Genomic DNA, 21,033 nt, shown 5'->3' on the forward strand with positions numbered 1-21,033 from the left:
TAGATTGTTTTGAATTAGGGGGCAGTCGGTAAGCTTGTAAAAAGCGTTTCTACTTCTGGGGAAGGAGGAGAAATTGATGAATGGCTGACAAGTTCATGGGCTCGTGATAAAGCTTTTAACATATGATGCTGAGGCTGCCGCTCATCAAAGACAAAAAGGTTTTCCTTACCTAACGATTCAATAATCCCTGAGGCACAAAATACATCCCATAAAGGAGGCGTAATTCCGCAAGTGATTAAGTGGCGCTCTGAGTTTTTAAGATAATTATTCAGCTGTTGCAAGGCAAGGCAGGAAGTGGCATCAATATCGCGCGCATTTTTAAGTTGTAAAATGATAACTTTAGTTTTGTTATCATCTTCTGTAATGGACTTCAATGTGGATTGAAACAAATCAGCTGCCCCAAAGAAAAGTTCTCCTTCTACTTTGATGAAACGTATGTTTTTTTCTTTATGAGCACCAGATCTATCGAGGTTAATAAGCTCACCTGCCTGGTCAAAATCATATTCGATTAGTTGTGGAATAGCTGCTTTTTTTAGATATAATGTAATCGAGATGATGATACCAATGTAGAAGGCAACATCTAGGCTAAAAAATAGGCATGATAAGATGGTAGCCCACAAAACTAAGGCATCCGAATTAGTCGCCTTCATGCATACAAGGAATTGTTTAGGATTTACAAGATTGGCGGCAGTGATTAATAAAATGGCAGCAAAAGTTGTTAAAGGAATCTTGGTGATGAAAAAGACAAAAGCTCCTAACAATAAGGCAACAACTAATGAGTTCATAATACTAGCAAAGCGTGTTTTGGCTCCCAAGGTAACATTAAGGTTACTGCGGGAAGCACTGCCTGAGATAGGCATAGCTCCAATAAAAGAGGCCAGTAAGTTACCCATTCCAATCCCGAAAATCTCTTGATTGATTGAAAGGGCATGGCCTGTTCCCGCAGCGATTGATTTGGAAGTGGAAGTGGTTTCCATGATACTTAAGAGCGCAATAGCAAAAGAGACAGGAAGCAATTCATTCATAATACCGGTATTAAAAAAGAATAACTTAACATGAGGAATAGCATTTTTTAATTCCCCGGTGTCTTCTACTAAAAGAATTTTATGCACTGATTGCTGGGCATCAAAGGCAAAGAAATGATCAATAAAATTGCCAATAGCGGGGATCTGTAAAAGATAAACGCTTACAGCAGCAAAGATTAAAGAGAGAAAAGCTGCTGGAATACGCTGATTGGTGCGTCTTAAAAAAATAAGCAAGGCCAGGCTTGCCATTCCTATCAAAGTCGTAGGAATATGGATGCTACGCCATTGAGCTAAAAGATAGGCTCCTCGTTCATAAAGTGAATGGACGCCAGGCATGAAGCTGAGGCCTAGGAGAACGTAGGATTGAGTAATTACCATTGCAAGGGCAGTGCCGACAATATATCCTATAATAACGGTATAGCTGACAAATTGGGTAAGCCTTCCTAACTTGCATCCTGCTGCTACGATCTGTAAAAAACCGGTTAAAAAGGTTAACTGCGTTAGGATTTGCAGAGCAATAATATCGCGATCTACTCCGACTACTTCACGATAATGATGATAAAGAACTTCTGCTGTGCCTGCTTGTACCAAAATAGCAATGGCGTTACTAGGACCTACTACAAGTTGAGGTGAAGATCCTAATAGACTCGCTAAAATAGAGGAATAAATGGCTGCAAAAAGACCACTCGATAAAGGCAGGCCGGCAAGAAGAGCTGCTGCCATCGCTTGAGGCAAAGTAATCAAGGCCACGGTTAGAGCAGCGATTGCATCACTGCGGAAAGTGTTCCAAGAATAAGCGGAAATTTCCCTTTTTAAAAGAGAAAATGAGATGTCATCTGAAAGGTAATTGGCGCCCATAAAAAGAGATTTGTTTTTACACAAGTATACTAAATTAAATTTATAGAAAAGTCTATTTATTTTTAACATTTAAAATGTTATGATTTGTCAACTAAACATTAAAATCGATAGAGTTATGACACATTTACCTAAACTAGCTATTGTAGGACGACCTAACGTAGGAAAATCCGCTCTTTTTAATCGTATCTGTAAAAAAAAGATCGCCATTGTTGATGAAGCTGAAGGAATTACACGCGATCGTTTGTATAGTCAAGCTGAGTTTTTTGGCAGAGCTTTTGAAGTAATCGATACTGGCGGGATGGATTACCATTCGCACGCAGATTTTAATGAGCATATTTTACGCCAAGCGGAAGTAGCGATTGAAGAAGCGGACACAATTGTAATGGTAGTAGACGCTCATCTGGGAATTACCAAGTTAGATAAAGAAATTTCAAAAATTTTGCTAAAAACTAAAAAACCTGTTTGCTTGGCTGTCAATAAGATTGATAATGGAGCCCAAGAATACCTCCTGCATGAATTTCACTCTCTAGGAATCAAGAAGATGATTTCAGTATCTGCTGCGCAAGGCTGGCATATGGCTGAGCTTTTAGAGGAAGCCTTTGAAGACCTAGAGCAAGACGACTTGCAAGCAGAAGAGGATTTGGCTACCAAAGTAGCAATTGTCGGGCGTCCCAATGTAGGGAAATCCTCACTTATTAATTTTCTATTAGATGAAGAGCGTTGCATTGTGAGTCCCATTCCAGGTACGACTAGGGATAGTATAGATGTCTCTGTAACCCACCAAGATGATCATTTTCGCTTAATCGATACAGCTGGTATACGTCGTAAGCATGCTGAACATGAAGTGGTAGACAAATTTGCAGCTATTCGTACGGAAAGGGCTATAGAACGCGCAGATATTTGTGTGCTGATGTTAGATGCCCAACAGGGTATGACCGTACAGGATAAGAAGATTGCTAATAAAATCGAAGAAAGTGGCAAAGGATGTATTCTGGTATTTAATAAATGGGATCTGGTTAAAGGATTTCGTATGGAACATTGTTTAAAAGACATCAATGACGAGGTTTCTTTTTTAAGTCATTGTCCTAAGATCTTTATGTCGGCTACCACGGGAAGAAATGTTGAAAAGCTTTTTGAAGAAATTAAAAGCGTGCAAGAACATTCTTTAAAACGTATTCCTACGCATCAGCTTAATAAATTTATTGAAAGTGCGCTACAGAAGAATCATCCTCCCATGATTGGCGGTAAACGCTTAAGGATTTACTATATGGCGCAAGTGGATGTACAGCCGCCCAAGTTTATCCTCTTTGTTAATTATCCTAACCTGATGAGTGAAAGTTATAAGAAGTATCTTTATAATCAGTTCCGGGAAACTTATGGATTCGTAGGCGTTCCTTTAGAGCTGTATGTAAAAGGAAAGAAAAAAACTACTTTCTCTGAACGAAAGGCCAAAAGTCAGCTTCAACCTCAGGAAAAGTATCAAGAAGATGATGAAATCGTACAGGCTTACGAGGATTTTGAAGAAGAAGAAAACACCCTATAAGTTTCTTGTTATCCAATAATTTTAAAATAGAAAGCTTCTTTCAGTCCTTTACCCTTTATTTATAGCTGATGGCTTTTAAAATAATTTTTAATCAAGCTCTAAACCTTTATGAAGAGGCGTATTTGCTTAACCACTCTCTGTGAGTTGTGATTACCTCTAGATTAAAAAGAGGAGAGGGGAGATAAATGCTTTCTGAAGAAAAACTAAGTAAACAGACTTTCCAGGTTAGCTCATGAATGATATGAAGCTTTTTCCATGTTTTGCTTTACATGTTAAAAATGAAACCTCTTTAGATGAAGCATGGGAATCGTTGCAAGAGGCAGGCTTAACCCCTCTTTATATGGAAGAAGATTTTAAAGCTTTTCCTCGTATTTATATTTTGGCTGAAAATGAGCCGACAGTTAAGTCTTTACTGAACCTTTTCCCTTTCATTCAATTTGCTGAGCCTAGTGAGCTAGGAGAAATTGATTGGCAATCACAATGGGAAGCCTATGGTCTTAATTTTTATGACGGCTGCGTGCATATTGATTTACCGTATGCCTGCTCTTCTTACGGGAAGCAGCTTAAACTTATTCCGGGAGCTGGCTTTGGGGACCTTTCTCATCCTACTACCCGATTAATAGTGGATATGTTAAATGATAATGTATGGGGGAAAGAGGTCGTAGATATTGGCTGCGGCAGTGGGGTATTAGCTTTATGTTCAGTCGCTTTAGGGGCAAAACATGTGTATGCTCTGGATATTGATCCTAAGGCTTTAAAGCATTCCCGAGAAAATGCTCTGCTAAATAAGATGCAGGATAAGGTAACCATTAGCCTCCCTCAGGATTTTATAATCTCTTCTCTCTCTGCACCGCCTGTAATCTTAATGAATATGATTATGGCTGAGCAGCAGAATGCTTGGGAGGCATTAAAATGTCTCCATGGTCACCATGATATTTGCCTAGTATCAGGTATCTTATCTGAGCAAAAGCATGATTACCTTCATTTAGCCCAAGCTTGGGGGTGGAAAGTGCTTAAAGAGCAGGAGGAACAAGGGTGGGTAAGTCTACAATTTGAAATTCGCAAGCCTTAACTTTTATCTTAGGAGAATCCAGCTTTATTTCCTTTGAAGCATTCTCTAAAAAGCTCTCATTTAAATCTAGCGGCTCAATTAGCTATCATATTCCTACAGGAAGGAGAGGTGGGAGGGTTGTTATTAAATTAAAGCTTTTAACTAATAAAATTGTCTTGTTTCTTCCGGGAAAAAAGAAATTTGTTAGAGTTGTAATTGTAGGCTGTAGAGCCGGATTAAATTTTTAAAAGAGTTTAGGCTTTAAAAGCTCAAACTTTGGAGGCTAAAGCCTTTTATAGGTTTTTCTTAGTATTCTCTAAAAATTAGATACCTAGAAAAAGATCGTAATGTTTTACAAAAAAGTTGCCGACCCTATCGGAGAATGCGAAGAGCTTTCAGTAGAGGCCCCTAGGAGGGTTTTAAGTGAATAAGCTCTTTTTTTATTCGCATTTATTTTTGCCGCAGGCGCAGTTATCTGGGCCAGAAGCTTTTTCTTCCCCAGAAGAGGCGCCTTTTCCGTAATCGTTAATGTAAAATCCTTTTCCTTTGAATGCTAATCCAATTCCTCCTCCTGGGCCCCTTTGCAAGGTAGGCTTTCCACAAGATAGGCATATTTTTATGGGTTCTTCGCTAATCTTTTGAAAAGTTTCATGATTAGCATTACAACTTGTACAATGATAGGCATAGGTAGGCATAATTACTCCATGAAATAATCCGGAAGCCAACATTGCTGACTTCCGGTTAGGTTAAGACTTTTTAGCTGGTATTTTTACATCATGTCCATGCCACCCATACCACCCATACCACCCATGCCACCCATATCGCCCATACCAGGAGCCCCGGTCATAGCAGATTTAGGCTTTGGTTTATCGGTAATCATTGCAGCAGTAGTTAAAAGGAGAGAGGCTATCGAAGAGGCGTTAATCAAAGCCGTTTTAGTTACACGTACAGGATCGATTACGCCTGCTTTAATCAAATCTGTGAACTCGTCGGTTAAGCCGTTGTATCCTAAGGCTCCCTTAAATTCATAGACTTTCTCGGCAATTAAATTACCTTGCTTGCCACAATTATTGGCAATAGCCGTGGCTGGTGCATAAGCAGCTTGAAGGACTAAATTTACCCCGATCGCTTCATCGCTAGGTAACTTAAGTGACTCTAAGCTCTTGATAGCACGTAAAAGAGCCACTCCTCCTCCTGGAACAATTCCTTCTGCTACTGCTGCGCGCGTTGCATGAAGGGCATCTTCCACCCGAGCTTTTTTCTCTTTAAGTTCCGTTTCTGTAGCTGCTCCTACATTGATGACAGCCACTCCGCCTACTAATTTTGCTAAGCGTTCTTCAAGTTTTTCTTTGTCATAAGTTGAGACAGCTGGATGATTGATCTGGGCTTTAATCTGATTTTCTCTTTCTTTAATCTTTTTCAGCTCACCAGCTCCATCAATAATCACTGTTTCTTCTTTAGAAACTTTAATTGTCTTAGCGTGTCCTAAAACTTCGCTATCTACTTGATCAATGCGAAGACCTGTTTCTTCTGAAACTAACGTCGCTCCGGTAAGAATAGCCATATCTTCAAGCATAGCCTTACGACGATCTCCAAATCCTGGTGCTTTAACGGCACAAATGGGAAGTCCGGCTTTAAGTTTATTGACAACTAAAGTGGCTAAAGCTTCTCCATCTACATCATCAGCAATAATAAGAAGAGGCCTTGTTCCTTGTTCCATCACTTTTTCTAGAAAAGGCACTACATCTTTAACTGTAGATAATTTTTTATCGGTAATTAAGATAGCCGCGTTGGATAATTCTACCGTCATGTTTTCTGGGTTAGAAACAAAATAAGGAGACAGATAGCCTTTATCAAATTGCATGCCTTCGACCACATCTAATGTGGTTTCAATACCTTTGGCTTCGGCTACTGAAATAATACCATCTTTGCCAACTTTTTCCATAGCTTCGGCAATAATGGCACCTATGCTACTATCATTGTTAGCAGAAATGGTAGCAATTTGCTTGACTTCTTCGGGAGTATTAATAGGACAAGCTAGTTGATCTAAAGCTTGGCAAGTTACATTCACTGCTTGATCCATGCCTCGCTTGATTGCCATAGGGTTGGCACCAGCAGTCACATTTTTAACACCAGCACTAAAAAGAGCTTCAGCAAGCACAATGGCTGTAGTCGTTCCATCGCCAGCTATATCGGAAGTTTTAGAGGCCACTTCTTTAACAAGTTGTGCGCCCATATTTTCAAATTTGTCTTTCAAAGTAATTTCTTTAGCAACGGTTACTCCGTCTTTAGTAGATAGTGGAGAGCCAAAGCCTTTGTTGATCACCACATTGCGTCCTTTGGGACCCAAGGTTACTTTGACTGCTTTAGCTAAAGTCCGCACACCCTTAAGGATGGACTTTAAAGCTTCTTCGTTAAATTGTAATAGTTTTGGCATAAGTAGAGCTCCATAAAGTTTGAATAGAAATCACAGTTAAGCAAGAACACCAAGTATATCATCTTCAGACATGATTAGAAGCTCATCTTCTTCATCACTATTTTTGATCTCAGTCCCAGCATATGAGCTGAATAAAATGCGATCACCCACTTGTACATTAAGGGGCTCTCTTTGTCCTTCATCGTTTAATTTACCAGGACCGACAGCTACAATCACTCCTTCTTTTGGTTTTTCTTGTGCTGAGTCTGGCAGTAGGATACCACCTTTGGTAGGCTGAGGTTTGGAACGTTTAATTAAAACGCGATTACCAAGAGGTTTTATTTTTGTCATAGCACAGTGCTCCTGTTTAGAAAAATTGTTTAGGGAGATACGGATTCTAGGTTTTAGTGTAATTTTTGTCAATAGAAGGATAAAGGTTTTTAGCAGTTTGTTTATGAGAGTGCTAATCTTCTGCGTAGGAAGGAATTAAATATTTTTTTCTTTGATGGGCAAATGCTTCTCTTTCTTTTTCATGAAGGCTACGCAACTTCCAGACAATATTTTTTTCTTCTTTTATAATCTGATAAACTTTGTCTGTCCCATTAACTTTACAAAACATTGCCTTACGATCCTGTGAATTAGCTAAAGCTTCTTTAAATTCTTTTGGATAGAGGCTTTTAAGGATTCCAATAAGTAGATATTGAGTGCTTACAGGCTTATATATTAAATGGTTAGTTATAATAATGATGACACCTTTACACTCCTCATTAGCAAACCTTCCATAGAAAGGACGGTAGTAAAAAGGTTCAAAGTAAACGCCTGGAAATTTTTGGCTATTGAGGTGATGAGCAAAGATCTTAGCATCAATCCAGGGAGCTCCCAGGACTTTAAAAGGAAGGGTATAGCCTATGCCAGTATTTACTATTTGTAATTCTCCTAAGATGCCTGTCACAGGATAGTAATAAGCCGTGGTGGCTTCAGGAATATAAGGACTGGTAGGAATCCACGGAAGGCCTGTGTCTTGAAAAGTCATGTTCCTATGCCATCCTCGCATAGGAATGACTTCAAGCTGACAACCTACTTTGGATTGATCATTAAAATAGCGCGCCAGTTCACCGACTGTCATTCCATGGCAATAAGGAACATTAATGTAGCCTACTATCGAGCGCCATTTCTCTTCTAGCAAAGGACCATCAATCACCCTACCATTAATAGGATTAGGACGATCAAGAACAATGACAGGGATTTGACGTTTTGCTGCCTCCTCCATTACGTAAAATAAGGTGGTGATATAAGTATAAGAGCGTGACCCAATATCCTGAATATCGTAAAGAAGTAGGTCTAGCTGGGCGAGCATTTTATCTGTTGGGCGACGCGTGGCACCGTGCAGGCTAAAAATAGGAATACCAGCAGAGTCCTTTTCATCTTTTATAAATTCAGCGGCATGGGCAGAACCTGTGATCCCATGTTCGGGAGCAAAAAGAGCAGCAAGAATAAAATCGTATTGCTTGGCATGAGATTGGAGCAAAGAAGCAGTGGATTTCATTTGGCTGTTGACAGCAGTATGGTTAGTAATTAACCCAATTCTTTTGTTTTTAAGTAGGTGAACGTAATCTTTTGTAAATAAAAGATCTGCACCAACCTGAACTTGCGGAGTCGGAGCTGCTTGTAAATAATTAACTAAAAAATTAACAAAGATAATCAAGGAGAGAAAATAGCGCATATTTAAGCAAGGATATCTAAGGGTTTAAAAAAGGCAAGTGAAATAGAATATACAAAGTAAGCAATAAAAATCCTAAAAGTTTCTTTTCTACCTTTCCTAATGAAGGATACATGCAGGAGTATTAACTAAAATTCAGGGGCTCAAAAGCAGAACTTAATCAGAATTTATAAAGGGGATAAGAAAATCATTTTCATCTCGCTTTTGCTTTTTTTTTAAAGGTCATTTCTAAACTTATTCTTTTTTCAAAAACCCGGACGCTTAATCGTCTATTTGTGCTTAAGAATCAGCTTATTCTGCTGCCAATAAGCCTGAAGAGCTTTTTATCATTGATCTGATCATCTGAAATTTATCCCTATAATCTTTTCTAACACCACTGTTGGCCGCGTACACAAAATTTTCTTAGCCAATTAAAGATCCTGAGTAGCTTTATGCTTTTAACCTAACAGGGCAATTAGATGGATGATGTTTAATGATTGTATATATAGATCATTATTATTTGATGCTAATATCTCTTTTATAGTATGCTTCTTAATAAGTAATTATTTAATAATTTCTCTGTGTGATTTTTTAACATTAATTTGAATGAAAAAGGAAAAAAGCGATGGGAGTAAATTTCAATCCTAGCTTTAATCACCTACCTACTGAGCTACAAGTAGCTATCTTTAGTTTATTGCCAGAAAAAGATTTAGGCATGGCTGCTTTAGTTAGTAAGCCATGGAAGCAGCTAGCAGAAGACTCTTTTTTATGGAAAAAGCTATTTTTTCGTCGCTGGAGCAACCTTACCCAAATTAAAACTTCCCGCTTCGGCTGGAAAAAGATTTATAAGAAAAAGTATGTTCCTGGAAAGCTGCGCTCCTCTTTTTCTCCTGAATATTTTCATCATCAGATGCATAAGCTTCCTCTGACTGGCTCCCCAGAGATTTTAGAATTAAAGGTCAAGAAAGATCTAGCCTTTTTGAAAATGACAGCGGGGACAGCCCAGCTCTATAAACTGAACAGAAAGACAGGTAGGCTGATTTTTGATAATTTAAAGGATAAGCATGCCCATCTAATCCATTGGAAAAGCAACCATCTTCACTTGCTTACTACCGAGGGCTATCTCTACCGTTGGAAAGACAATGAGCCTAGAGCTAAGCAAGCCCTATGTTTCCTAGGAGCATTTGAGCAAGCCTATTTTGAGCAAAACTTTCTTCTTCTTCTTCTGCCTGAACGCAAAAAGATTAAGGTAATTAATATAGCAACAGCAGAGAGGCATGAGATAAAAACATCTTTTGCCTATCCCATTCTTTGCATGGACTGCCGTGATAATCAAGCCTTGATTCATTGTATAGATGGTTCACTTTACCTTCTTAAAGATTTAGGGGGATACTTTACCTCCTTACCTTCTGATCAGCTTATTTCTTTAGAAGGTAAGATTATCGAATTACCCCTTAAAGAGCTATGCCTGTTTGATGATTCTCAAGTGATGATGTTATGGAACAATGGCTCTAAAAGAGAGTATCGAGTATGGAATACAGAAAATGGATCCAAAATATATGAAGGAGAGCTTGAGCCTTTACCTTCAGATAAGTATCTCAAGAAAAAGCAAGTTAAGCTTACGGTTTGCGACTATAATCAAAGCCAATTAGTGGTCGGGTTTAGCGATGGAACAATTGCCTGTTATGAGTCTGCTAATGGAAAATTTATAAGAGAGAAACTGATGACTTTTCGTGCTATTAGATTTCTTCAGGTAGGCAAAGAGTACTGTATTACTGCGGCTAATCTAGACTTCTTCTTTGAAGTGCACCCACTTTCTTTTACCGATCTAGATGGGAAACACCTCTATGTTAAGCGGCCAGGAGAACCTAAAGAGGTAATTGCCAAATTGAGAAGCTTTTATTCTAGTAAACGCAGCTTAGCCAGTTGTGATACCGATGGCTGGCTAGAGCAATGGAATTTTGATGGAATCATCAGTCAGAAAAAGGGAAGTATTTCCCAAAGTAATGATAAGCATAAAGATACGCTTGTTTATCTTGCACCTTTCCTCTTCAGTTAGGATGTTAGAGGCCTAAGGCGTTTGATCAAAAACATTTGCAAGGCAGGAAAATTTGTTTCTTCCTCAGGAATATTCCTTATCTGTTTCGTTAGCTGCTAGGTGGCTTTAAATTGTAATTCAACTCTTAAATTTTTAAGCTTTTCCTCATATCCTCGAATAGCCGCTGGCACTTCCTTTTTTGCTGTCTTATATGAGATGCTAGCTTTTTCAGCAAGAAAAGGACAAGGAGCAAGAGATTAACGCGAGTTATCGGATAAGAAAACAATTTAAAGCTGCTTCAAATCATGCCTTAAACTGTAAGCCAACTCATTAACTTTTGTTTTTCCGCAGAAGTAAATTGAATGCAGGGCTTACAGGGTTCATAAGCATAGGCCGCTATTCCGCTGATTAGATTGACAAAAAAATCCCAAGGGCTGCGATGTCGAGGATGTTCGATTTGACAAGAGTTTTCCAATTTATTGTTAACGCTTTCAATGATGCCTCGCTTTCTTAATAAAATCCTATCTACCAGTGACATTAGCTTGTTTTTTATATTTTTTCTAAGCCTAGTAATAATTTCTAAGCCCTTGTCGTAGAGCTTGATAGGTAACTGATGTGATATATATCACTTGTCGGCAAACATTTTGCCAAAAATGTTCTTAGAAAGATCAGAGACAGGGACTTGGGTCTCCACATTTCCTGGGATTAACATATAAGCAAGGATTTCTCCTTTATCATTAATAATTAAATGTAATTTGAATCCATAAAAGTACCCTGTAGAAGTTTTTCCCCTTTTTGCTATTTTTTTAAAAACTAGGATGGGAGTGGATGCGACGGGTGTGGCATACTGCTAATAGAGTGGAATCAATGAAAGAAATGCCTGTACACTCTCCTAAACAAGCTTGTGAATAAACAAAAAGAGAAAACAAGCATGTTTTCATTAGAGTGAGGAACTTATTATAGGAAAGAACATGAGGAAAATATTTCTGCAGCGAGGGAATGACCTGTCGCATAGAGTAATCTTTAAACGTTGTGTAGTCACTTTTATGAAACATGATGGCAATAATCATCGCTTCACTTAATGATAATTTTGACCCTCTATTTCTTTTATTGCTTTTCCAATGAGTGGTTTTAAGTGGCTTTCAACCCATGTTGTGTGTCATTTAACCTCAAATTGTTTACAAAAATCATCTACACCGCAAAAAATGTGGATTAATAAGTGGATATCTTTTTTCAATCATTTTGACCTTCCATGCTTTAAGCTTTTTTAGTACAAAATATTTTTAAAACATGTGAAGGTCTTTTTTCAACTATTTCCTTATCCGATAACTCGCGTTGATTAACTTTTCTAATCTATTTACCCCCGCTTTTAAATGCGCATTTTCGGCTCTTAGCTCTGCATTCTCTGCAAATAGCTGCTCATATGAAGATTGCATACTATTCAATATATGATTAAGTAAATATAAACTCTAGAATTTGTCTTACTTATCAGAAAATAATTGATAACCCCCGTGGCCGCTTACCTCTATATCCTTAAAACCTTCTGAGTATATTATTTTGTCTTTTCAATGCTATAGATGGTAAAGATAATTAGCTTTTCAGTTACATCCTAAAGCGCTGCTTAACTTCATCTGAGATGTTCTCCAGCGGATTTCCGTTTAACTTAAGATCTAACCGTTCAGATAGCTGCTCCATCTGTGTCGGAAGGGAGGTAAGCTGGTTGTTCTCTAAGTTAAGGAATTGCAGCTGAGAAAACTGACCTATCTCTGCAGGAAGACTGGTGAGATGGTTATGATTTAAGTGCGGATTACTTGTTTAAAGATGAGATGGCTAAAAATTTTTTATTTCATTTTAGCCACTCCGATTTAAGAAGTACTTACGGCCATTCTACAATTGAAAACGCTGCCTTATTTTCTCGGCGATATCTTTCAAAGGATTTTCCGCTAATTCAAGCGTTTGCAGCTTAGACAGCCGCCCAATTTCTGCAGGCAGGCTGGTGAGCTGGTTGTGATTTAAGTAAAGCCGTTGCAGCTGAGGTAGCTGTCCGATTTCTGCGGGAAGGTTGATGAGCTGGTTTTGATTTAAGTTAAGCGCTCGCAGCTGAGACAATCGCCCGATTTCTGTAGGCAGACTGGTGAGCTGGTTTTGTTTTAATTCAAGCTTGGTAAGCTGAGACAATCGCCCGATTTCTGTAGGCAGACTGGTGAGCTGGTTTTGTTTTAATTCAAGCTTGGTAAGCTGAGACAAGTGCTCGATTTCTGCAGGAAGGCTGGTGAGCTGGTTTTGATTTAAGTTAAACGCTCGCAGCTGAGACAGCTGCCCGATTTCTGCAGGAAGGCTGGTAAGCTGGTTGTTGTTTAAGTAAAGCTCTTGCAGCTCAGACAGTTGCCCGATTTCTCTAGGAAGGCTGGTGAATTGGTTTTGATTTAAGTAAAGCCCTTGCAGCTCAGACAGCTGCTCGATTTCTGCAGGAAGGCTGATGAGCTGGTTTTGATGTAAGTAAAGCGTTTGCAGCTGAGACAGCTGCCCGATTTCTGCAGGCAGAGCGGTGAGATGGTTTTGATGTAAGTAAAGCGTTTGCAGCTGAGACAGCTGCCTGATTTCTGCAGGAAGGTTGGTGAGCTGGTTTTGATTTGAGTAAAGCTCTTGCAGCTGAGACAATTGACCTATTTCTGCAGGAAGGCTGGTGAGCTGGTTTTGGCTTAAATCAAGCGTTTGCAGCTGAGACAATTGGCCGATTTCTGCTGGCAGAGCGGTGAGATGGTTTTGGCTTAATTGAAGCCATTGTAGCTGAGACAGTTGACCGATTTCTGCAGGCAGAGCGGTGAGATGGTTTTGGCTTAATTGAAGCCATTGTAGCTGAGACAGTTGCCAAATTTCTGCAGGCAGAGCGGTGAGATGGTTTTGATTTAAGTTAAGCTCTTGCAGCTGAGATAACTGGCCTATTTCTGGGGGTAAGTAAGTCAAGCCTGCTTTAGATAAATTTAAAACCAGGATGTTTTTGCAATTTTCTTCAATCCAATTTCTAAGAAGCTCTCCTTTTTTTCCTAGAGGCAAGTGCTTAATTTCTTCTCGGCTCAAGTATTCTTCCCCACCAGGAAGTTTTTTCCAAAGTAAAAGGCGATTAATATTTAAGAGATAAGAAGAGTAATTAGCCAGCGTTAAGCCTATTTTTTCTTCTGTTTTCCCTTTAAATTCTAAAGGAGAAATAGATTTAGCTAAGGTAAAAACTTGTTTAAAAACTTGATAAACTTTTTCAGTAGAGGTAAGTCCAGGATTGAGTTGATAAACTTTAGCTAACATAAGAGTTCGCTGGCTATTGGCATTCCCCCTGCGGAAATGAAGCTGGGCTATTTTCTTATAAAGGGAAGGCATCACTTCAGAAGCCAGCAGATAATGCCATCTTTTACAGACGCTAAATAAGGAAGGAACTGCGCAAGCCTCTAAGATAGGAAGCAGCAATTCATTAGGCAAGCTTTCAATAGATGTCGAGGAGAGAGGATGCATTTTATTTCCTTGGGTAGTGATAACTTTTCAGCATTTTTATTTTTTAAAGGCAATATAAATAAATTAAAAAAGCAAGTCAAACGAATTCGTATGAAAACGCTACCTTATTTTTTCTGCAATATCTTTCAAAGGATTTTCCGCTAATTCAAGCGTTTGCAGCTTAGACAGCTGCCCGATTTCTACAGGCAGGCTGGTGAGCTGGTTTTGATTTAAGTAAAGCCGTGTCAGCTGAGACAACTGCCCGATTTCTGCAGGCAAGCTGGTGAGCTGGTTGTTGTTTAAGTAAAGCGCTCGCAGCTGAGACAATCGCTCGATTTCTGTAGGCAGACTGGTGAGCTGGTTGTTGTTTAAGTAAAGGAGTTGCAGCTGAGGTAGCTGTCCTATTTCTTGAGGAAGAGAAGTAAGTTGGTTATTTTCTAAGCTAAGCGTTTGCAGCTGAGGTAGCTGCCCTATCTCTGCAGGAAGGCTGGTGAGCTGGTTTTGATTTAAGTTAAGCGCTCGCAGCTGAGACAGCTGCCCGATTTCTGCAGGAAGGCTGGTAAGCTGGTTGTTGTTTAAGTAAAGCTCTTGCAGCTCAGACAGTTGCTCGATTTCTCCAGGAAGGCTGGAGAGCTGGTTTTGATTTAAGTTAAGCCATTGTAGCTCAGACAGCTGCCCAATTTCTGCAGGCAGATTGGTGAGCTGGTTTTGGCTTAAATCAAACGTTTGCAGCTGAGACAATTGCCTGATTTCTGTAGGCAGAGCGGTGAGCTGGTTTTGATTTAAGTAAAGCACTTGCAGCTGAGACAATTGCCCGATTTCTGCAGGCAGAGCGGTGAGCTGGTTTTGACTTAAGTAAAGCAGTTGCAGCTGAGACAATTGCCCGATTTCTGCAGGCAGAGCGGTGAGCTGGTTTTGGCTTAAACCAATCCTTTGCAGCTGAGACAATTGCCGGATTTCTGTAGGCAGAGTGGTGAGCTGGTTTTCTATTAAGTTAAGCTTTTGCAGCTGAGACAATTGGCCTATTTCTGTGGGTAAATAAGTCAAGCCTGCTTTAGATAAATCCAAAGCCGTGATGTTTTTACAATTTTCTTCAATCCAATCTTTAAGAAGCTCTCCTTTTTTTCCTAGAGGCAAGTGCTTAATTTCTTCTCGGTTCAAGTATTCTTCCCCACCAGGAAGTTTTTTCCAAAGTAAAAGGCGATTAATATTTAAGAGATAAGAAGAGTAATTAGCCAGAGTTAAGCCTCTTTTTTCTTCTGTTTTCTCTTTAAATTCCAAAGGAGAAATAGATTTAGCTAAGGTAAAAACTTGTTTAAAAACTTGATAAGCTTTTTCAGTAGAGGTAAGTATAGGATTGAGTTGATAAACTTTAGCTAACATAAGAGTTTGCTGGGTAGTGGCATTTCCCCGGGGGAAATGAAGCTGGGCTATTTGTTTATAAAGAGAAGGCATCACTTCAGAAGCCAGCAGATGATGCCATCTTTTACAGACGCTAAATAAGGAAGAAACTGCGCAAGCCTCTAAGATAGGGAGCAGCAACTCATTAGGCAAGCTTTCAATAGAGGCCGAAGAGAGAGGATGCATTTTATTTCCTGGGGTAGTGATAACTTTTATCATTTTAATTTTTAAAGGCAATATAAAAAAATTAAAAAAGCAAGTCAAACGAATTCGTATCCTTATCACCAGGAGGGCATCAGCTAACTTGTTAGAGCGCAAGCTACTGTGCCTTGTAGGCGATAGCTAGATATAGAAGGTTTTTGCTCAGCTTTGGGCCCACCAAACGTAGCATGTTTTTGAGTTGCTATAATTTGAAGTTCAATCATCTGTATATATTTAAATTTTTTTTGCAAACTTATCTAATTTACGCTTAGCATCGCTTGGACATGAGAACTCTTGCTGCATGAGCTTAATAAAGGCTTTGGCTTCTTTTTCACTGCCCTTAAGGTAATGCTTGGCTAAGTAGGGTATTCTCTTTGATAGTTCACTTGGCTGAAAATGACTACCTATCTTTGTTCAAAGCCTGCATGGCAAGAGGTACTCTCAAAAGCTCGATAGCTTTCTACTATCTCTACAGTTTTGTCGTAAGGCACTTCAAATATGAGTTCTTTTACCTCTTTGATTTGCATGGGCACACGCGTGACAAATAAGCTTTGTTCTCTTTTAAAGATTTGTAAGGGAGCTGGCTATGGAGGAACGTAAATGACTATGTGTGTAAATGGACAAAACGAAAATATCGCAAATACAATAGACACAAGATCAAAGCATGTCACTATATAGCACAGATTGCAAAGTCTTCTCCCAATTTATTCGTTCATTGGAAGCTTGGTTATATACCAACAGTTTAGATAATGAGAGCCGGATGAGCCGAGAGGCTTCCGTCCGGCTTTAAGAGGGGATGGGAGTGAAATCCGCCTGCTCTACTCACTTATCTCACCAATTGTTTATCAAGCTTTACGGCAGGGGCTTAGAAATTATTAATAGGCTTAGAAAGAATATGAAAAACAAGCTAATGTCACTGGCAGATAAGATTTTATTAAAAAAGCGAGGTGATTGAAAGCGTTAACAATAAATTGAAAACCTCTTGTCAAATCGAACATCCTCGACATCGCAGCGCTTGAAATTTTTTTGTCAATCTAATCAGCGAAATAGTGGCCTATGCTTACGAGCCCTGTAAGCCCTGCATGCAATTTACTCGCATGGAAAAGCAAAAGTTAATGAGTTGGCTTACAGTTTAGGTATAATTTGAAGCAACCTTAGAGTGTTTTCTTATCCGATAACTCGCGTAGATTAATAAAAAATAGAAAGAAAAAGAGGCTATTATCCATATAATTGAGGCAAAAGGCTTACTTGTAACTTTTAAAGAATAGAGTTGTCTCTAGAAACGAAGTTTCAAACAGCCCAACCGTAAAGGAGCGAAGCTTTCTATCTGCCATTAAATTTCATTGGGGGCAGAGAATAATAAACGCTAAAAAATTAGGGGCAAACCATGACTTTAACTATTTACAATAAGCAAGGGCTGCTTCAATGTCTTTAAACATAAGGTCTTTTCCAATGGCTTCTGCTATTCCTGAGTTAATAAATAAATCATAGTTTTTATCATCGACATCAGCGAGCATAAATATTATGCCTTTCTTTTTACACTTCAATCCAAATTGCTTAATAGCTCGTAATCCAGTCGCGTCAATTAAGGGAGTTTTATGAAGACGTAGAATAAAAACTCGGGGGTGATAGTTTAATTGAAAAAGAACCTCATCGAGTAGATCAGCCACGCTATAGAAAAATGGCCCTCTAATCTCGAAAACTGTCACATCAGAGGGGATATCTTTTCGAAAAAGAAGTTCAGCATCAGAAGGTTCTGCTATTTCATTTTTATTCTCCTTCACTAAATTTTGACAAATTTCTACGGTAGTTTTGTCAGTCATTCGTTTCAGAAATAGCAGAGCTGCCAAAATAATACCGACTTGTACAGCAACCGTAAGATCTATCAAAACGGTTAGTAAAAATGTGATGAGTAAAATAATTGCGTCACTCTGATGTCCTTTTAAAATTTCTATAACATGCGGCAGCTCGCTCATATTCCAAGCAACAAATGTTAGGACACCCGCCAGAGCCGCTAAGGGAATTTTCCCTGCTAGAGGAGCCAAAAAAAGCATAAGCAGAAGAAGGGTAATGGCATGAATCATACCTGCTACAGGCGTTTTGGCCCCCATTCTTATGTTAGCTGAGGTACGGGCAATGGCTCCTGTTGCTGGAATGCCTCCAAAGATTACTGATCCTATATTTGCTAATCCTTGAGCCACTAGCTCTCCATTTGATCTATGTTTGGTTCCTATCATTCCGTCGGCCACAACAGCGGATAATAAAGACTCTATGGCTCCTAATAAAGCTATTGTAATGGCGTCAGGGAGTACCGCTTTAAAAAGATCATAGGAAAAGTGAGGAAGGGCTGGGCTGGGAAGAGTTCTAGGGATTTCTCCAAATTTGGATTCAATAGTTTCAATAGGAAGATCAAAAAAATAGGCAGCAGTCGTAGCTAGAGTGATTGCAATGATTGCACCTGGCCATCTAGGATGATAATGCCTTAATACAAATATTAAGGTAAGCGTCGAAAAGGCAATTAAAAATGCCCATAGGTTCCATGTAGGTGCGATTTCATAATAAAATTTATACTTTTCAAGGAACTCAGAGGGAACTCTATCTGCCTCTAGTCCAAAAAAATCTTTAATTTGCGAAGAAAAAATAATCAGTGCGATGCCGGTGGTAAACCCTGTGATTACAGGGTAGGGAATAAATTTAAGAAGTACACCAAAGCGTGCCAACCCCATCAATACGATCAGGATACCCGCTATGAGGGTGGCCAAAGCTAAGCCTTCATATCCGTGCTTTTGTATGGCTGCATCTACGATGATAACAAAAGCTCCTGTTGGGCCCCCAATTTGCACACGGCTACCACCCAGCAAAGAAATGAGAAAACCCGCGATAATTGCTGTAAATAATCCCCTTTCCGGTGACACCCCTGAAGCAATGGCGAAAGCCAGAGCCAATGGAAGCGCAATAACACCTACGCTGATTCCTGCAAAAAGATCATTTAAAAAGTATTCTTTTGAATAACCTTCACGAAAACATACAATGCTTTTGGGAATAAAATCCGTATATTTAGATTGCATAACTTGTCCTACATAATTAAATAAGCCAGTATCCCAGCACAATAGCTTGCAAGGATGGAGAGATAATTTTTTGGCTAAAAGAAAAAGTCTCTTTTTCCATGCTCCCTTTATATTTGCACCTGCTGCGAAATCAATCGTTTAAGTTTAACGACTTTAGCTCAACATACTAGCTTATTAACTGCTAGTAGGTTACATTACTAGGAAATGGTAAAACGGCATATTTCCAAAGTAAAATTATAAGCGGCTGTTTCATCCTTTTCTATCTAGCATAACTTAAAATGTAAGCTCATTCATGCTAAAAATAAGGCTTTGCTCTTAAGTTTATAAATTAACTAAATATTTAGTTTAATTTACCATTCATGCTAGGCGGCGTAAATTTTTCAGCTAAATCATCTTTTCTCTATTTTTTAAGCAGTTTTTCTTAGTCGTCAGGATCTCTTTCTCCCAAGTTTATCGATTGCATTAAGTCCGTGTTAAACTCACTTCAACGGTTGAAAATTAAGGAAAAATAAAAAGTAAGTTGTTAACTCTTCCATATTTTTTAAGAACAAAGCTTTAATATTGGCGCCTTTGCTGAGCATTGCCTAGCTTGAGCTCGGTTCGATATTTGGCTATTGTACGTCTAGCGCAGTCCATTCCTTTTTCCGTTAATAGCTTAGATAAATTGGCATCGGACAAAGGATGTTTTTTATCTTCTTGGCTAATTATTTCCTTCAGTAAGCTTTTTATGGTATTGGAAGAAATGTCTTCTCCTTTTTGTGACTGTAAAGCGTTTGTAAAAAAGGAGCGCAAAGGAAGGATCCCGCGGGGAGTATCGATATATTTATTAGCAACTGCGCGGGCAATAGTAGATTCATGCAAGTTCAATTGTTCGGCTATTGATTTCATTGTTAAAGGCATAAGCTTGCCGCAATCATCCAAGAAAAATTCCTTTTGCTGGTTGGTAAGTAGTTCTAAGATTTTTAAAAGAGTGTCATTACGCTGATGCACATTCTTAAAGAGCCATTTAGCCGAGGATAACTTAATACGAATAAACTCTTTGGTATCTGAAGAAAGAGATTCATCCTCTAACATCTGCAAATAACGTCTATTAATCCGCATGGAGGGTAGAAAATCATTGTTTATGCGTACAGCTAAGTTATCATTGCTTATTTCAATAGTAGCATCCGGAGTAATATATTGGACAAAATGTTTGAAATGTCCTGTTCCAGGATGCAGATCCAAGCGAGAAATATCTTTTTGCAGAGCCTTTGAGATTTCTTCCGAGGAGCAAGCAAGCTTTTTATTAATAGAAGGAATGCGATTATGAATAAGGTCTTCATAATGTTCTTCAAGAATTTTGTAAGCGAGAGTATGGTGCTTTTGGCGACATCGTAATTGAATAAGTAAAGATTCTTGCATATTGGCGGCTCCAACCCCATAGGGCTCGAAAGCTTGTATTGTTTTTAAAAGACTTTTAATTTTTCCTATAGGAAAATTATAAAGCCCAGCAATTTCTTGAAGGGGAGTTTGCAAAAATCCATTCTCATCAAAGTTACCAATGATTGCTTCAGCTATTGCTCTATCTTCTTCATGATCAAAAGATTCTTTTGCCTGTTGCATTAAATATTCAAAAAGAGAACTTTCAGCGTAAATAGAGCTTTCCTGAAATGTCTTAAGCTTTTCTTCTTCTTGTGTGCGATGGCTGGAAGGAGGAAGATCGTATAGATAGTCCCGAAACTCTTCATCGAGTTTTTTCATAATCTCAAAATCATTTTCATTAAAAGATAATTCTTTTTCAGGTTGTTGTTCGCCTTCCTCAGGAATTTCTGCATTCTCTTCTTCTAACTTCTTTAAATTAGAATTCTCCTCTTCTCCTTCAATAAAATCGAGCAAAGGGTTTTGTTGAACTTCTTGCTCCACGGTTGCTGAAAGCTCTAGCACAGGCATTTGTAGCAAATGAATAGCCTGTTGCATTTGTGGCGACATCATCAGGCGCTGCGTTTGCTTAAGGCTTGTGGCTTGGCGAGCTAATAGGTTTAAAGAAATTGGATCACTCATACCTCACTATTTAAAAGATTTTTATAGAATTGACAAGAATTTTTTTAGTTTAGCCTTAGATGTCTGATGAATGTCACTTTGAGCTTTAGTAGGTTGCAAGACAGCTTAAAAAAAATAAGGCCAAGCCTGCAATTAATTCAGGGCTTAAACTATTTTTATTCCTCTTGTTTTTGCTAATAGCCGATAAATCTTAACTTATAGCATTTC

Annotated in this window: 16 protein-coding genes and 3 pseudogenes; 5 read left to right on the plus strand and 14 right to left on the minus strand. The window is 38.8% G+C overall.

Annotated features, from left to right (window positions below):
• Positions 1-14: 14 nt before the first annotated feature.
• On the minus strand, positions 15-1,883 hold the full coding sequence (locus TY21_RS09720) for a SulP family inorganic anion transporter (protein ID WP_042242299.1): 1,869 nt from the start codon (positions 1,881-1,883) through the stop codon (positions 15-17).
• Between the two features lie 115 nt (positions 1,884-1,998).
• On the opposite strand from TY21_RS09720, the gene der reads away from it, so the two are divergent.
• Both der and TY21_RS09730 read left to right on the plus strand, forming a co-directional pair.
• Positions 1,999-3,426, plus strand: a complete 1,428-nt coding sequence (der, locus tag TY21_RS09725) for a ribosome biogenesis GTPase Der (protein WP_042242279.1) — start codon at positions 1,999-2,001, stop codon at positions 3,424-3,426.
• Between the two features lie 232 nt (positions 3,427-3,658).
• Positions 3,659-4,498, plus strand: coding sequence for a 50S ribosomal protein L11 methyltransferase (locus tag TY21_RS09730; RefSeq protein WP_052354579.1), 840 nt, complete (start codon positions 3,659-3,661; stop codon positions 4,496-4,498).
• 419 nt (positions 4,499-4,917) lie between these two features.
• Here TY21_RS09730 and TY21_RS09735 read toward each other — a convergent pair whose 3' ends face one another.
• The 4 genes from TY21_RS09735 to TY21_RS09750 form a co-directional block, all read right to left on the minus strand.
• Complete coding sequence (locus TY21_RS09735) at positions 4,918-5,172, minus strand: FmdB family zinc ribbon protein (RefSeq protein WP_039386352.1); 255 nt, start codon at positions 5,170-5,172, stop codon at positions 4,918-4,920.
• 74 nt (positions 5,173-5,246) lie between these two features.
• Positions 5,247-6,914, minus strand: coding sequence for a chaperonin GroEL (groL, locus tag TY21_RS09740; RefSeq protein ID WP_042242282.1), 1,668 nt, complete (start codon positions 6,912-6,914; stop codon positions 5,247-5,249).
• Between the two features lie 36 nt (positions 6,915-6,950).
• Complete coding sequence (groES, locus tag TY21_RS09745; protein WP_039386337.1) at positions 6,951-7,244, minus strand: co-chaperone GroES; 294 nt, start codon at positions 7,242-7,244, stop codon at positions 6,951-6,953.
• Between the two features lie 112 nt (positions 7,245-7,356).
• Positions 7,357-8,616, minus strand: a complete 1,260-nt coding sequence (locus tag TY21_RS09750; RefSeq protein ID WP_042242285.1) for an exo-beta-N-acetylmuramidase NamZ domain-containing protein — start codon at positions 8,614-8,616, stop codon at positions 7,357-7,359.
• A gap of 601 nt (positions 8,617-9,217) precedes the next feature.
• On the opposite strand from TY21_RS09750, the gene TY21_RS09755 reads away from it, so the two are divergent.
• Positions 9,218-10,651 (plus strand): F-box protein, encoded by a 1,434-nt coding sequence (locus tag TY21_RS09755; RefSeq protein WP_042242288.1) that lies wholly within the window; start codon positions 9,218-9,220, stop codon positions 10,649-10,651.
• A 289-nt stretch (positions 10,652-10,940) separates the two neighbouring features.
• On the opposite strand, the pseudogene TY21_RS09760 reads toward TY21_RS09755, so the two are convergent.
• From TY21_RS09760 to TY21_RS11705, 7 genes and pseudogenes are all read right to left on the minus strand, one after another.
• Positions 10,941-11,855: pseudogene (locus TY21_RS09760) on the minus strand (IS982 family transposase).
• 85 nt (positions 11,856-11,940) lie between these two features.
• Positions 11,941-12,066, minus strand: a complete 126-nt coding sequence (locus tag TY21_RS11695; RefSeq protein WP_255350933.1) for a hypothetical protein — start codon at positions 12,064-12,066, stop codon at positions 11,941-11,943.
• Between the two features lie 166 nt (positions 12,067-12,232).
• Positions 12,233-12,421 (minus strand): annotated as a pseudogene (locus TY21_RS11990) (leucine-rich repeat domain-containing protein); the annotation flags it as partial.
• Between the two features lie 96 nt (positions 12,422-12,517).
• Entirely contained in the window at positions 12,518-14,137 is a 1,620-nt protein-coding gene (locus TY21_RS09765; protein ID WP_130589685.1) for a leucine-rich repeat domain-containing protein, read from the minus strand.
• A gap of 99 nt (positions 14,138-14,236) precedes the next feature.
• On the minus strand, positions 14,237-15,703 hold the full coding sequence (locus TY21_RS09770; RefSeq protein WP_197725061.1) for a leucine-rich repeat domain-containing protein: 1,467 nt from the start codon (positions 15,701-15,703) through the stop codon (positions 14,237-14,239).
• A gap of 113 nt (positions 15,704-15,816) precedes the next feature.
• On the minus strand, positions 15,817-15,942 hold the full coding sequence (locus TY21_RS11700; RefSeq protein WP_255501499.1) for a hypothetical protein: 126 nt from the start codon (positions 15,940-15,942) through the stop codon (positions 15,817-15,819).
• 180 nt (positions 15,943-16,122) lie between these two features.
• Positions 16,123-16,245, minus strand: a complete 123-nt coding sequence (locus TY21_RS11705; RefSeq protein ID WP_255350932.1) for a hypothetical protein — start codon at positions 16,243-16,245, stop codon at positions 16,123-16,125.
• 137 nt (positions 16,246-16,382) lie between these two features.
• Between TY21_RS11705 and TY21_RS11710 the strand changes: the two genes are divergently transcribed.
• Together TY21_RS11710 and TY21_RS11995 are read left to right on the plus strand one after the other, a co-directional pair.
• On the plus strand, positions 16,383-16,508 hold the full coding sequence (locus TY21_RS11710) for a hypothetical protein (protein ID WP_255350931.1): 126 nt from the start codon (positions 16,383-16,385) through the stop codon (positions 16,506-16,508).
• A 6-nt stretch (positions 16,509-16,514) separates the two neighbouring features.
• Positions 16,515-16,737: pseudogene (locus TY21_RS11995) on the plus strand (transposase).
• A gap of 378 nt (positions 16,738-17,115) precedes the next feature.
• On the opposite strand, the gene TY21_RS09785 reads toward TY21_RS11995, so the two are convergent.
• Together TY21_RS09785 and rpoN are read right to left on the minus strand one after the other, a co-directional pair.
• Complete coding sequence (locus tag TY21_RS09785; RefSeq protein WP_042239684.1) at positions 17,116-18,786, minus strand: SulP family inorganic anion transporter; 1,671 nt, start codon at positions 18,784-18,786, stop codon at positions 17,116-17,118.
• 555 nt (positions 18,787-19,341) lie between these two features.
• Entirely contained in the window at positions 19,342-20,826 is a 1,485-nt protein-coding gene (gene rpoN / locus TY21_RS09790; RefSeq protein WP_042239682.1) for an RNA polymerase factor sigma-54, read from the minus strand.
• Positions 20,827-21,033 lie beyond the last annotated feature (207 nt).

The organism is Neochlamydia sp. S13 (genome assembly GCF_000648235.2).
Taxonomy (GTDB): Bacteria; Chlamydiota; Chlamydiia; order Chlamydiales; family Parachlamydiaceae; genus Neochlamydia.